Here is a 14,605-nt window from a genome sequence, read left to right as displayed (position 1 = left end):
ATAAGGGGGAGCTAACCCGGTGTTTTCTGTGATTCTACATACGCCTTTAGTGTCTCGATGGTCGCACCGTCTGCACCACAGGAGAAACGAAATAAGAGTGTGATTATAGCCCCCACTATCAGACTGCTTTCGCAGAACGGTTTTTTGAATTTTAAGTGAGAATTTGAATTTTTTTACATTTGTTATGCGCTCGTTGCAAATACTGTTTTACTGAACTGGCAGAAACCTGAAGTTGATCCGCTATTTCGCTATAACGTAGACCTTGTAGCTGTGCCAGCAAAAAAGCGCTTTTTACTTGAACTGGCAATTTATCAAGAGTGATATCGAGTTTTTCAAGCTGTTCAAATGTGGCGATGCTGCTTTCAGCAGAAGGCATAGTCATTTCTGGTGTCGAGTTTATATACTTTAAATAGTTCTCTTCGGTCTTTCTTCGACGGTAATAGTTGGCAACCAGACAGCGGGCCACGGTCGCCAGAAAAGGCCGTGGTTGGCGGATGTCTGACAAATTTGAACTTGATAGAACGTTCAGGAAAGTGTCCTGAGTGAGATCCTCAGCATGGCACGGGCAAGGGATTTTATGACGTAGCCAGTTATATAACCAGTCATGATGTTCAAAATAAAACTGTTGAGCATAATGATTAAATTCAGAATTAAGTTTAGGCATATCTTTGGTGTTGGTATTATGATTTCCAACAATTTGGCTATATGAAAATGATTATTATTTTCATATGACCATCATCTGTCAAGCTGTTGGCCTTAAGTGAGTTCCCTTACGGCATTTTGCCGCAACCGGATGGGTTTTTAAAATCGAGAAAAAGCGCAAGTGTGTCATGAAAAAACAGATAAAACTTTAATCATTAAAGGTAAAAGGCAGTGATTAGGTTTTTTCAAAGCGGGTAGAAAATTCGATATTACACTGAAATTGAGCGAGAAAATTAATAATGTTTTCAACCGGGTAATAAACTTTCCTATAAACCGATTAAATCATCAATCATGAAAAATCGGAGTAATAAAATCCGTAAATAAATGATTTAAACGAATATTAATCGGGTTACTTTCAGCGTTGTTATGTCGTGTTTATTATGCAAAACCAACATCTTAAATACGCCGGTTTAAATTTTTCACACTGATTTAATCATTCCAATAGCATTGTTTTTCTACGGTTCGATTTAAACCATTTCTCTTTTATGTCTTTAATATGATTTCATGATAAAATTAACTCATATTGTTGTTTTATAAGAAATTTAATCGTTGTTTTAACATTTAAATATCCGTTTAATCGTTATAACCTTGCTGTCTGATTAATCTGCCAGATTTTTACCATCGTTGATGCAATAAAGCATTTTCATCTATTCCTGTCTAACAACAGCTATCAGCAATTTTTCTTTAGAAGGAAATCGACTGATCATCCAGTCGGCAATATTGCTTTATAATTTAATTTAGTGGTCGCCTAAGCAACCACCTTTAAAATGGAATGGCAATTACATAAAATCGTAAATAGTATCTTTTTATCCGTTTTCATGCTGATTACAGTAATCATTTCGTCTATTACCGAACAAGTTGTATATTAGTATTGAGATGTTCGTTGCCAATCCCTATTTTGGAGAAATTCAAACAGACATAAATAATAACCGAACAGCAAATCCGATCAGCACCAGTCCCATCACCCGCTCGAACCAATACCCTTTCCGTATGAATTTATTACGAATCACTATATTAGAAAAAATAACACTGACCAATACAAACCATACCGCATTGACCACACACATCCACACCCCATAAAACATTTGTATTGGGATAGGTGTATTGCTACTCACCACAGTCGTGAAAACTGCCAAAAAGAACAACGTCGCCTTAGGATTAAGGGCGTTTGTCATAAACCCCATCAGAAATGCTTTCCATCTACTCTGTGAAGCTTGAACAATTCCCTCACTCTCTAAGACAGCCACATCGGTAGGCTTACTCCTGATAAATTTGATACCGAGCCATATGATGTAAGTTCCCCCAACAAGTTTTGCTAATTCCATTAACCACGGAGTGGTATGCAGCAATGCACTAACCCCCACTAGTGTATAGATGACGTGTACTGATATTCCCGCTCCGATACCCACTGCCGTACATATCCCAGCCCAGCGACCAAACCTCACACTTTGTCGTATGGTAACCGCGAAATCTGGCCCCGGAGCTACCACTGCCAGAAAATGAATCACCGCCAGTCCTAGAAATTCCCCCCAATAGTTATGCAACATATTAACTCCAGAATGACAGCGGGTTTGCTGCTCCGCGGTAGCCAATAAAACATGACAAACTCAAACGTAGATCGTCTACACCAGCAGTCACGGCGTGCATACATTGAGAGTTAAAGATCAAAAGATCACCCACATCCGGTTGGATTTCTAGTGCTGGTTTACCAAGTTATCACCAGTCAGTACCGGACTGGACAGATAAATGCGTTCCGTCATATTCTATTTTCGGGGTATAGTAAAATATATCTAATGGTATTTGATAAAGATATTAAGTTCAAGCACTAGAGAAATAGGTATTGATTTCTGCGGAATTTATAAAATCTGCTTTTTTGTCGGCGGAAAAAAATAATAACTCTGACAGTGTACACATGGAAATATCAATTAACATTTCTTACTACAAGATATAGAGTAAGAAAAAAATATATATAAATAAGTGTGTTAAAAGGATAGTTAAATCATGTGACGTAAAAAAACCTAAATAAGATGAACCATACGATAAAATAATAAGAGTCTTAATTTAACAGGTATCCATTCTGACGACAACATACCTTTTTCAATTAAAGAAATGACTATTTTATCAATCAAGGTAATTATTGTTAAATAAAACTAATAACTTATTCAACTAAATAAGTGTGATTTTTCAGAAGAGCAGTTAGTCGCGATATTTCAGCGTCAGGGCGAGAAATAAACCTGGAGAGCTGAATGGTCAGCAGTCTGAGTTCCCTCAAACAGAGGGAACTATCAGGTGAGAAATCAGAACTTTTGTGAGACGCTGAATTTAATGTTACGTCCAATCCCGGAAACCGATTCACTGAGATATGGGTGATAATCCCGATTAAACAGGTTATTTACTGTTACACGAGCTTCAAAACCTTGCCAGAAATTGGGTTGCCAACTGGCGAATAAACCATGCAGTGCATAACCTTTGCTTTTGGGTATTGACCAAAGTCTTGCCATTGGATCGCCATCTTTAGGCGATCTGTCTTGTTTACGGACAAAATCTCCGGTCCAGCCTATTGCCATCTGCCATTGAGGGATTTTTATACCTAACATGGCGCGGGCGGAGGTGGGTGGAATTTCCGCAATCCAGGTTTTATTACCCCAAGGATTGCGAGGTGAAGCATCTCTCTGACCACGGATAGTCGAATAAGAAAGTTTTCCGAACAAGGAATTGCTGTCGTAGAAAGTCTCGATTTCCAGTCCTTGAATGGTATATCCCGGTAAATTACGGTAGTTGGATAAAGGCTTTCCGCAATCCGGTGATTTACACACTATTCCGCGACGGGTAAATATTTCATCCTTGCCTCTATTACGGAATAAAGTCGTACGGATTTGCAAACTATCTTGGTCCGCCAGCAGGCTATTGAAATTCAGAATCGCACCGAAGCGTAAACCAGTTATTCTTTCTACATCCAAGTTACGGCTGGTGGCAGTGACACTTGCCTTGGCATATTGCATTTCATACTGTTCATCCACCAACGGAGCGCGCCATGTCCGGCTGATATCTGAAAATAGTGACAGGTTTTGTGTTGCTTTCCACATGATACCAAAATGAGGAGACCAGCCGGTATAGGTGACATTGCTGTAATCATGACCTACATTTGGTGAGTTATCATTGTAGATTGCCGCGATATTGGGTTTGCCAATATTGGTGATATGGTCATAGCGAACACCGGGTGTCACAGTAACACTGCCTATAACCATTGCATCCTGCAAATAGAAACTACTCGTTTTTTGCTCGCCTGAAGGCATATAGGTTGGCTGAAAATAACCATGATTATATTCAGGTTTTTTGTCTTTACTTCTATCATGGATAAGGGTATTACGTTGATTTTTATGCCAACGAACTCCAGCTAATAATGTGTGTTCTATCGGTCCGGTTATAAAAGTACTTTCATTATTTATATCTACTAGGTTATCCACATAGTCGATCCAGCTTTCATTTCCCAATGAGCCAAGAAAACCGCTGTGAGCTTTTTCAGAGCGTTTATCATGCTGTTCTGTTTTCGAATAGGCATAGGTTGCTGTCAAGTTAAGTAACGGATTGTCTTCTGGCGCAATATTCCATTTGGCTGTGTAATTTTGGTCTGTTTGATCACGATAAACCAATTTCCGGCGCCAGGCTTCATTCCAACCATATTTTTCAACATCGGCTTCTGACGGAACGGCTATCTCATCACGTTTTGCTGCCCACGGCTGCCAACCATCAGAATCAGAACGCATAGCGGAAAGTGTCAATGTATTAGCATCGTTCAGGTAAAAATTCGTTTTCAATAAATAGGATGCCTGATCACTTTTAGAGAAAACAAAGCGGGTACCATCCGGTCGTTTAATATTGCCGCCATCTCGTTTGCTCATATATAACAGACCGTCAGCAAAGCCTTCTATTGTCCGGCCATAAACTGCGCTGCTATAAATATTTTGACGATCATTAGTGTGATAACTGTATTTCAACAATCCACCAAAATCTTCTCCCGGCCGTAATAAATCACTGGCATCTTTGGTGACAACTTTAACTGTTCCGCCAAATCCGCCATTACCATCAAGTAGATTATGTGGGCCTTTATCGACATCGATTCGCTTGATTAATTCGGGCTCAATAAAGATAGAGCCTTGGCGATATTTTTCGAAGCCTTTCGGTGCGTCATCTAAGGTGATTTTAACGTCTTCTGTATCACCCATTCCCCAGATATTCAGAGTTTGGCCGCCTGGACGAGGCGATCCTGACATAGAAACGCCGGGAAGTTGATCGAGCAGCTCGGCAATATTATCTGCTTGGGTACGTTCAATATCCTCTTTTTTCAATACGGAGCTTCCGGCACTGACGCTATTATTCAATCCGCCAATAACAGAAAGTGTAGAAAGTGTGATGACTTTCTCTGATTTTTCCGGTTTTTCTTTTGATTTTTGCTCTTCATTTTCCTGTGCAGCCAGATAACCTGGCAGGCCCGTACTCAGCATAATTATGCTTGATAAAGCATAATGAAGAGGGCGATTAATTGGCTGTGTAGTCGCTGTAGTTGAGGTTTTTTGTTTTTTCATTGTTATAAGCATCCTTGGAATGTCGTTAAATAGAAAAGTTGCACTTATAAGATAGGTCACTTAACGCAAGGAATCGGGCAGTAAAAAGTTAATAACGGTATTAATTATTTTGTTGATCAAGATATTTTCAAATCTGAGCTAAAAGCGTCTGTTAACAGTAACTCTTGATGTTGTTACTAGATTGCTCTTGAGTCTATTTTTATGTATGTTTATACAGTCATTGTTGATAGGCTAAAGCAGAATGCGAAAGATTATTCATATTGATATGGGAACAGTGTACTGAACTGATAGAAAGTTTATATCTGGAATTAGAAAAACGATTGGGTAACGTTAAACCTGATCTGCGGATTGCCCGTCAGGGGGTTAAACTGAAATTTGATGATTTTCAACTCACCACTCAGGAGCATGTTCATCCATTATTGGATAAACAGGATTTACTGCAATTGGCCCAGAAAACATGGATATCTCGCCGGGAAGGGCGTGGCGTTCGTTTAGTGGGTTTGCACGTGACTTTGCAGGACCCAGAAATTGAGCGGCAACTCTTGCTTGAATGGTAATTCCCCTGCCATCACATCGAGGCAGGGGAGAGCTGATTAAGCCTTTTCAGGAATAGCTTTCAGAATTGCAGTCAGCAGTTGCCAATATTGCCCGACACTCTTGATGTGCACTTGTTCGTCAGGAGAGTGAGCGCCCGTAATGGTTGGCCCGATAGATACCATGTCCATATCAGGATAAGGTTTCTTGAATAGGCCACATTCCAGCCCTGCATGGATCACCATAATATTGGGTGTCTTATCGAATAACTGTTGATAAGTTTCACTGACTAAGTGCATTACAGGAGAACTTGCATCTGGCTGCCAGCCGGGATAATCACCTTTAGCGGAAATCTCAGCATTCGACAGTTGAGCTAGTGAAGAGAGCATACCTATGACATAGGACTTGCCGCTGTCGATGAGCGAACGGATTAAGCAAATGATATTCACCTTATCTTGTTCCATTGCAACAACGCCCACGTTTAGCGAAGTTTCTACTACACCTTTGATGACATCACTCAAACGGATAACGCCATTAGGGGTACTGTTTAGCAATGAGATAAAACGGCTTTGGCAGTCATCAGTTAATGCCTGAATGTCGGTTTCGACCTCTTCCAATAATACAGTCAGGTTTTTCTCAACGATGGCATACTCATTTTTCAGTATATCCAAGTACTTATCTTTCAGTTGGATAAGCTGTGCTGCTTTATCGGCGGGGATGGCAACAATAACATGGCCTTCTCGTGGAATGGCATTACGCAGCGTACCGCCTTGGAAGTCGAGCAGTTTTAGCCCCAATTCCTGAGTATGGGCGGCAAGGAAGCGAGCCAGTAGTTTGTTGGCATTACCCAGTCCTAAATGAATATCACAACCGGAATGCCCGCCCTTTAGCCCTTTGATTATCAGTTTTAGTGTCTTGTAGTGAGCCGGAACAGCTTCACGAGTCAATGCTAAAGTGGTGGTAAAATCGATACCTCCAGCACAACCCATGTAGATTTCCCCTTCTTCCTCTGAATCGGTATTGATTAAGATATCAGCTTGAAGCCAGCCCGGTTGCAAGCCAAAAGCACCATCCATTCCGGCTTCTTCCGTCATGGTCAATAAAACTTCTAGCGGGCCATGTTTTACATTGTCATCAGCCAGTACAGCCAACGCTGATGCCAGGCCAATACCGTTATCAGCCCCCAGAGTTGTACCTTGGGCAGTAACCCATTCACCATCAACATAAGGACGGATAGGATCTTTAGTGAAATCGTGCACTGTATCGTTGTTTTTCTGTGGCACCATATCAAGATGTGCTTGCAGAACAACTGCTTTACGATTTTCCAACCCTTTACTGGCTGGCTTTCTGATCAGAATATTGCCAACTTGATCACGTTCAACGTGCAACTCTTTTTCTTGCGCCCATTGAACAATGTGGGTTGCCAGCGCTTCTTCATGGTAAGAAGGGTGAGGAATAGAGCAGATTTTGGCAAAGATGTCCCATAGAGGTTGAGGGGATAATTGTGATAGTTCTGATTGTGATAGTTCTGACACGACGAATCTCCTATGACTGCATCTCAATTAAGTTTCTATATGATGAGCGCTTAACGCCATGATGTTATTGGACTCAGAATACCACTTTACTTTTGTTAAGAATAATACGATTCATCGATTCCCTGTTTCCGCTAGTTTTTACAGACCTAAGTCACTATAATTCGCGCAACTTTTTTTGCGAGATGCTTTTCTAAAGTATTCTTAAGTTATCGGGATCAATTCTTATGAGCGAAAAATATGTCGTAACTTGGGATATGTTGCAAATACATGCCCGTAAATTGGCACAACGTTTACTTCCTGTCGAACAGTGGAAAGGCATCATTGCTGTGAGTCGTGGTGGCCTTGTCCCTGGAGCGCTTCTGGCGCGTGAATTGGGTATCCGTCATGTAGATACAGTCTGTATTTCCAGCTATGACCATAATAATCAACGTGAGCTGAAAGTTCTGAAAAAAGCAGAAGGCGATGGTGAAGGTTTTATCGTTGTGGATGATCTGGTTGATACTGGAGGTACTGCTCAGGCCATCCGTGAAATATATCCAAAAGCCCATTTTGTGACTATTTTTGCAAAGCCGGAAGGCCAACCGCTGGTTGATGATTATATTGTTGATATTCCTCAAGATACTTGGATCGAGCAGCCTTGGGATATGAGTGTAGTATTCGTTCCACCAATTTGTGAAGGTAAATAACATCAGCATTAGTTATGGCAAATCGGAACCTTTCAGAATCACTTTTTAAGCCAAGACAAAAACATCAGGAAACCTCCACGCTGGTAAAGCACCGCGATCCTCGGTTAATTGCGGGTAATTACAGTACGTTGGATGGTAATAGTCATGGTAGCTGGTATCGTATGATTAACCGGCTGATGTGGATTTGGCGAGAAATTGATCCGTTTGAAATAGAAGAAGTGTTGTGCCGGATTGCCATGACAAACGCGCAGCGCAGTGATGATAATTTACTGGATACGGTGATTGGGTATCGTAAAGGTAACTGGGTTTTTGAGTGGTCACATCAGGCGATGTTGTGGCAACAGAGAGCGTTGCAGGCAGAGCAGACCCCAGAAGCTGGCAATTTCTGGTTGAAAGCGGCTAATTTGTATAGCATCGCTGGTTATCCCCATCTTAAGGGTGATGAGTTGTCTCAGCAGGCCGTCATTTTAGCCAATAAAGCTTATGAAAATGCAGCTCGTTGTTCTGGCTATCAGTTGAGAAAAATAGAGTTCAAACTCAAGGAAGGTGGTTGTGTGACTGGCTTCCTTCATCTGCCTCAGCAACTGCAAAGTCCTTCTCCAACTATTTTGGTTTGTGGCAGTTTGGATAATTTGCAAAGCGATTATTATCGGCTATTCCGTGATTATCTGGCGCCGCTTGGATTTGTGATGTTAACTGTAGATATGCCCTCGATTGGTCACTCTTCACGTCTGAGGCTGACACAGGATACTTGTATTCTCCATCAACAAATCATCCATCAACTGGATGAAATTCCCTGGATTGACCACACCAGGATTGGCCTATTTGGTTTTCGCTTTGGTGCCAATATTGCCGTCCGGTTGGCCTATTTGGAATCTAAACGTATCAAGGGTGTTGCAACTCTTGGCGCTATCGTTCATGAGTGGCTCACTAGCGTTGAGCGTCAACAAAATTCACCTTCGATGTATCTTGATATGTTTGCTAGCAGACTGGGTATTTATAATGTGGATGAAAAGGCGTTTCGTCTCGAACTCGGCTGTTATTCCCTTAAAAAACAAGGTTTGTTAGGTCGGCGTTGTTCCGTTCCCATGTTAGCGGGTTATTGGCAGAATGATATTTTCAGCCCGAAAGAAGAATCTAAGCTGATAGCAATGTCATCAATGGATAGTAAATTACTGGCTATTCCGACAACGCCTGTTTATAACAGTTTCAATAAGGCGTTATGGGAGATGAGTCAATGGTTGAAAAATAAAGTCTGTTGATGAAATGTCCGTTACTTGTTGATTATTAACTGCTTTATTTTATAAAGATTTCATGCGCTTTCGGATAAAGTGGACAGCATTAATTTGTTCTAAGCTCCTATATTTTTCAATTTAACATTATGATGCCTGTTGGCATAACGCTTCTCTCCTGTTAAAACTGAGCACTGTTTTTTTAATTTAAATCTAATGGCAAAAATATGATGAATAGCAGCCAAACATTGGTTGTGAAACTGGGGACGAGTGTACTGACAGGCGGCTCTCGTCGCCTGAATCGAGCTCATATTGTAGAACTGGTAAGACAATGTGCTCAGCAACATGAAAAAGGTCATCGCATTATTATTGTGACTTCCGGTGCTATTGCGGCAGGGAGGGAACATTTGGGCTATCCGGATCTACCTGCAACGATTGCATCCAAGCAATTGCTGGCGGCGGTCGGTCAAAGTCGGTTGATTCAGTTGTGGGAGCAGCTCTTTTCTATTTATGGTATCCATGTTGGGCAAATGTTATTGACCCGGGCGGATTTAGAAGATCGCGAACGTTTTTTAAATGCCAGAGATACCTTACAGGCTTTGCTCGATAATCGCATTGTGCCTGTAATTAATGAGAATGATGCCGTTGCGACGGCGGAAATTAAAGTTGGTGATAATGATAATTTATCTGCACTAGCGGCAATTCTGGCGGGAGCCGATAAATTGTTATTGTTGACGGATATTGAAGGGCTATATACCGCTGATCCGCGTAGCAATCCAGACGCAAAACTTATCCCGGAAATTTATGACATCAGCGATGAATTACGTATGGTTGCTGGTGATAGCATTTCCGGTTTAGGGACGGGAGGAATGGCAACTAAGCTTCAAGCTGCGGGGATTGCAGGTCGCGCTGGTATTGATGTCATTATTGCCGCGGGTAATAAACCAGATGTCATCTCTGATGTCATTGAAGGTAATCCAATAGGTACTCGCTTTCATGGGTTGGAAAGCCCGATGGAAAATCGCAAGCGTTGGATTTTTGGCGCACCTCCGGCGGGTGAAATTATTGTAGATCATGGCGCTGAAACAGCAATCTGCGAAAAAGGCAGCTCTTTATTACCGAAAGGGATTAAAAATATTAAAGGTGATTTCTCCCGTGGAGAGGTTATCTGCATTCGTAGTCTGTCTGGTAAAGATTTGGCGCATGGTGTTTGCCGTTATAACAGTGATGCTCTACGTTTAATTGCAGGCCACCATTCACAACAGATAAGCCAAATCCTCGGTTATGAATATGGTGCTGTTGCGGTTCATCGTGACGACATGATCGTAAGTTAAGGATTTATAATGTTAGAACAAATGGGAAAGGCTGCCAGGGAAGCTGCATGGCAACTGGTACAGCTAAGTACAAAACAGAAAAATCAGGCATTAATTCGCATTGCAGATTTACTGGAGCAGGAAAGTGCAATCATTCTTGAAGCTAATCAGCTTGATATGATTCAGGCCCGTGAACAGGGCATGAGCGAAGCATTGTTGGATCGTCTATTATTGACGCCGGAACGTTTGACCGCGATAGCTCACGATGTTCGTCAGGTATGCGGTTTATCTGACCCGGTAGGGGAAGTCATTGATGGCAGTTTGCTTGACAGTGGCTTGAGGTTGGAGCGTCGCCGTGTACCGCTGGGTGTGGTCGGGGTGATTTATGAAGCACGTCCTAATGTCACCATCGATGTTGCATCTCTGTGTTTGAAAACCGGTAATGCGGTTATTTTGCGTGGAGGTAAAGAGACACATAACACCAATCAAGCGACAGTGAAAGTCATTCAGCAGGCACTTGAACAGAGTGGATTACCTACCGCAGCCGTGCAGGCGATAGATAAACCGGACCGTGAGTTAGTTATTCAGCTACTAAAAATGGATCGCTATGTGGATATGTTGATTCCACGTGGTGGGGCAGGGTTGCATAAGCTGTGCCGTGAGCAATCGACCATTCCAGTTATTACGGGTGGAATTGGCGTTTGTCATACCTTTGTCGATGAAAGTGCTGATTTTGCTAAGGCATTAACTGTAATCACTAATGCTAAGGTACAACGGCCAAGTGCCTGTAATGCTTTGGAAACATTGTTGGTACATCATAAGATTGCGGCTGATTTTCTGCCTGCATTGAGCAAGAGCATGGAAGAGCAGGGAATTACTCTGCATGCGAGTAAATCAGCAATGGTGTTTTTGAAAGATGGACCTGCTAAGGTCGTGGATGTTACAGAAGCAGATTACCGTGATGAGTGGTTATCTCTGGATATGAATGTGGAAATTGTTAGTGATATGGGGCAGGCAATTGATCATATTCGTACATATGGTACGTCCCATTCTGATGCTATTTTGACTCAATCTTTGCACAATGCTGACTATTTTGTTCGTCAGGTTGATTCTGCCGCAGTTTATGTGAATGCTAGCACTCGTTTTACTGATGGCGGCCAGTTTGGCTTGGGAGCGGAAGTTGCCGTTAGTACGCAAAAACTGCATTCCCGTGGTCCAATGGGATTAGATGCGCTGACTACGTATAAATGGATTGGTTATGGAGATGATTTAATCCGTAAGTAATGTGTTTACTGTTACCCCAGAAGCGTGTCTGGTTATATTGAAGTTTCGGTAAGATCATGCTTTTGGGGTAGCTTTTACCGTATATATTAACTTTTAATTTTACGTTGATGTAAAGTTCTGGTTACTATAGGCGTTAATATATTTTTAACGATGAAATTTATCAAGGATATCAGGCAGTGAACCAAATATTGTTTATTGTAGGTGCACGTGGAGCAGGAAAAACGACGGTTGGAAAATTATTAGCCAATGAATTATCGTACACATTTATTGACACTGATCACTATATCCAACAAACCAGTAACATGACCATTGCGGATATTGTTAACCAGCAAGGATGGCAACAATTTCGGCAATTAGAAAGTCAAGCTTTACAACAAGTTACTCAAAGCCATCGCGTTATTTCTACCGGTGGAGGGATCATTCTTTCCGCTGAAAATCGCCAATATATGCGCCAAAATGGCACGGTGATTTATCTTCAAGCTTCAGCGAGCATTTTGGCCGAGCGATTAATGCAGCAACCAGAAAGTACCCAACGCCCTAGTTTGACGGGAAAATCTATTGTTGAAGAAATGGAAGAAGTGCTTGCCGCCAGAGAAAATCTCTACTGTGAATGTGCGAACCATATTATTAATGCGCAACTTTCACCGGAAAAAATTACAACTTATGTGAAAGAAATTATGTTCTCTGGAGTAGTTTTCTGACACTATTTTAGTATTTTTTATAGAGAAATAGGAATATTACAGTGTCGAATAATAAATAGTATCTTCTATTTATTTTTTCAAATGGGTTGAGATACGAATATGTTGTTTAAATTTCTAAGGCTTGTTTTTCGTTTAATGTTTCGTTTAACAGTAGAAGGAGATATTAAACAATTTAACCACCCCAAATGCCTTATCACGCCTAATCATGTCTCTTTTCTTGATGGTGTTTTGCTGACACTTTTCTTGCCGGTTAAGCCAGTATTTGCTGTCTATTCCAACATTGCAAATCGGGGTTTTATGAAACTGGTAAGGCGCTATGTTGAAATAGTTCCCTTAGACCCAATAAATCCAATGGCTATCAGGATACTGGTTAAGGAAATAGAAAAAGGACGACCAATAGTTGTTTTTCCTGAAGGAAGAATTACTGTTACCGGTTCTTTGATGAAAATCTATGATGGGGCAGCTTTTATTGCGGCGATATCCGAAGCCGTTGTGGTTCCTGTTCGTTTTGAAGGGTTAGAAAGAACCCTATTTAGCCGATTAAAAGGTATTTTCAAACTTCACCTTTTTCCGAAGGTGACAATGAAAATCCTGCCTGCGACACAATTGCCGATGCCGAATGCGTCTAGTTCGGAGCAACGACGGCGTTTAGCCGGTGAGCGTTTGCATGAAATAATGATGAATGCACGAATGGCGACCCGACCGCAAGAAACAATATTTGAATCTTTATTGGTTGCACGAAAACAATTTGGCCGTTTTAAGCCCTGTATTGAAGATGTTTCTTTTAAAGAAGACAGTTATAACAGTCTGCTTAAAAAAATACTGGCTGCCAGTCGTATTTTGCCGCGTTTTACCTGCCAGGGGGAACGGATTGGTTTTCTTTTACCTAATGCCACTATTATGGTCGCTGCGATATTTGGGGCATCTTTGAGAGGAAGAATACCGGCTTTACTAAACTATACCACCGACAGTCATGGCTTGAAGAATGCGCTAGCGGTTGCCAGTATTAAAACTATCGTGACTTCCCGGCAATTTCTGAAAAAGGAGCGATTAACACATTTATCCGAGCAGGTTACGGCGGTTAACTGGGTTTATCTGGAAGATTTGGAAGGCTCAGTGACTTTGCTGGATAAATTATGGATCTTGTGGCACCTCTTTTTTCCGAAGCAAGCGATGGTGGCACAAAAACCAGATGATGATGCTTTGGTACTATTTACGTCCGGTTCAGAAGCTGTATCAAAAGGTGTCGTTCACAGTCATGCTAGTTTGTTAGCCAATGTGGAACAGATAAAAACCATTACTGATTTCAATCCACTTGACCGTTTTATGTCTTCTCTACCGCTATTTCATGCATTTGGATTGACTGTTGGCTTATTCACTCCACTGTTGTCTGGTAGCCGAATATTCCTCTACCCAAATCCATTGCATTATCGGGTAGTACCAGAACTGGTATATGAATGTAACTGTACCGTATTATTGGGTACATCTACTTTCCTGGAGAATTATGCCTATTCTGCTCATCCGTATGACTTTGCGCGTCTTCGTTGTGTTATAGCCGGTGTTGAAAAGCTCACTGAAAATACTAAACAGATTTGGCAAGACAAATTTGGCATTCGCATTTTAGAAGGATATGGCATGACAGAGTGTGCGCCTGTCATTGCATTGAATGTGCCGATGATGGCTAAGGTCGGTACTGTTGGACGGATTTTGCCGGCAATGGAATCCCGTTTGATTCCGGTAGCAGGAATTAAGACGGGGGGACGTTTGCAACTACGTGGCCCGAATATGATGAAGGGGTATCTGAGAGTTGGAGATCCAAATCATTTAGAACCACCAGCGGCAAAAGATGAGTATGGGAATATTCAGTTTAATTGGTTCGATACTGGAGATATTGTTTCAATTGATGAACAGGGATTTTGTACTATCCTCGGTCAGGGGAAACATTTTGTTAAACAGGAAGAAATCGTGTTATTGGAAAGTGAAGCTGAATAGGAACAATAATCGTGAATGCATCTTCCGTTGCTCAACCGCT

At 41.5% G+C, this 14,605-nt stretch carries 9 protein-coding genes and 2 pseudogenes; 7 read left to right on the top strand and 4 right to left on the bottom strand.

What is annotated here, in order from left to right; genetic code table 11:
- Positions 1–151 precede the first annotated feature (151 nt).
- The 3 genes from LGZ98_RS15120 to LGZ98_RS15110 form a co-directional block, all read right to left on the bottom strand.
- Positions 152–664: a sigma-70 family RNA polymerase sigma factor gene (locus LGZ98_RS15120; RefSeq protein ID WP_113043884.1), complete on the bottom strand. Its 513-nt coding sequence runs from the start codon at positions 662–664 to the stop codon at positions 152–154.
- Positions 665–1,610: 946 nt separating this feature from the next.
- Complete coding sequence (locus LGZ98_RS15115) at positions 1,611–2,249, bottom strand: LysE family translocator (protein WP_113043885.1); 639 nt, start codon at positions 2,247–2,249, stop codon at positions 1,611–1,613.
- Positions 2,250–2,999: 750 nt separating this feature from the next.
- Entirely contained in the window at positions 3,000–5,288 is a 2,289-nt protein-coding gene (locus tag LGZ98_RS15110; protein ID WP_228900472.1) for a TonB-dependent hemoglobin/transferrin/lactoferrin family receptor, read from the bottom strand.
- A gap of 266 nt (positions 5,289–5,554) precedes the next feature.
- On the opposite strand from LGZ98_RS15110, the pseudogene LGZ98_RS15105 reads away from it, so the two are divergent.
- Positions 5,555–5,845, top strand: a pseudogene (locus LGZ98_RS15105) (DinB/UmuC family translesion DNA polymerase); the annotation flags it as partial.
- A gap of 36 nt (positions 5,846–5,881) precedes the next feature.
- Here the strand turns inward: LGZ98_RS15105 and pepD are convergent.
- A complete protein-coding gene (gene pepD, locus LGZ98_RS15100; protein WP_113043887.1) occupies positions 5,882–7,357 on the bottom strand; it encodes a beta-Ala-His dipeptidase in 1,476 nt (491 codons plus the stop codon).
- A 224-nt stretch (positions 7,358–7,581) separates the two neighbouring features.
- On the opposite strand from pepD, the gene gpt reads away from it, so the two are divergent.
- The 6 genes and pseudogenes from gpt to aas form a co-directional block, all read left to right on the top strand.
- Complete coding sequence (gpt, locus tag LGZ98_RS15095; protein WP_113043888.1) at positions 7,582–8,043, top strand: xanthine phosphoribosyltransferase; 462 nt, start codon at positions 7,582–7,584, stop codon at positions 8,041–8,043.
- A 14-nt stretch (positions 8,044–8,057) separates the two neighbouring features.
- A complete protein-coding gene (gene frsA / locus LGZ98_RS15090) occupies positions 8,058–9,305 on the top strand; it encodes an esterase FrsA (RefSeq protein ID WP_113043889.1) in 1,248 nt (415 codons plus the stop codon).
- A 200-nt stretch (positions 9,306–9,505) separates the two neighbouring features.
- Entirely contained in the window at positions 9,506–10,609 is a 1,104-nt protein-coding gene (gene proB / locus LGZ98_RS15085; protein ID WP_262978242.1) for a glutamate 5-kinase, read from the top strand.
- Positions 10,610–10,618: 9 nt separating this feature from the next.
- Entirely contained in the window at positions 10,619–11,872 is a 1,254-nt protein-coding gene (gene proA, locus LGZ98_RS15080; protein ID WP_113043890.1) for a glutamate-5-semialdehyde dehydrogenase, read from the top strand.
- A 176-nt stretch (positions 11,873–12,048) separates the two neighbouring features.
- Complete coding sequence (gene aroL / locus LGZ98_RS15075; RefSeq protein WP_262978241.1) at positions 12,049–12,573, top strand: shikimate kinase AroL; 525 nt, start codon at positions 12,049–12,051, stop codon at positions 12,571–12,573.
- A gap of 99 nt (positions 12,574–12,672) precedes the next feature.
- Positions 12,673–14,550 (top strand): annotated as a pseudogene (aas, locus tag LGZ98_RS15070) (bifunctional acyl-ACP--phospholipid O-acyltransferase/long-chain-fatty-acid--ACP ligase); the annotation flags it as partial.
- Positions 14,551–14,605 lie beyond the last annotated feature (55 nt).

Source organism: Photorhabdus kayaii (genome assembly GCF_025384895.1).
GTDB lineage: Bacteria > Pseudomonadota > Gammaproteobacteria > Enterobacterales > Enterobacteriaceae > Photorhabdus > Photorhabdus kayaii.
Note: the sequence above shows the minus strand (reverse complement) of the source record. Positions and strands in the feature narration are given on the sequence as shown.

Excerpts from the sequence above, each read along its gene's own strand:
- LGZ98_RS15120 (WP_113043884.1), bottom strand. The coding sequence starts at position 664 with ATGCCTAAACTTAATTCTGAATTTAATCATTATGCTCAACAGTTTTAT.
- LGZ98_RS15115 (WP_113043885.1), bottom strand. The coding sequence starts at position 2,249 with ATGTTGCATAACTATTGGGGGGAATTTCTAGGACTGGCGGTGATTCAT.
- LGZ98_RS15110 (WP_228900472.1), bottom strand. The coding sequence starts at position 5,288 with ATGAAAAAACAAAAAACCTCAACTACAGCGACTACACAGCCAATTAAT.
- gpt (WP_113043888.1), top strand. The coding sequence starts at position 7,582 with ATGAGCGAAAAATATGTCGTAACTTGGGATATGTTGCAAATACATGCC.
- frsA (WP_113043889.1), top strand. The coding sequence starts at position 8,058 with ATGGCAAATCGGAACCTTTCAGAATCACTTTTTAAGCCAAGACAAAAA.
- proB (WP_262978242.1), top strand. The coding sequence starts at position 9,506 with ATGAATAGCAGCCAAACATTGGTTGTGAAACTGGGGACGAGTGTACTG.
- proA (WP_113043890.1), top strand. The coding sequence starts at position 10,619 with ATGTTAGAACAAATGGGAAAGGCTGCCAGGGAAGCTGCATGGCAACTG.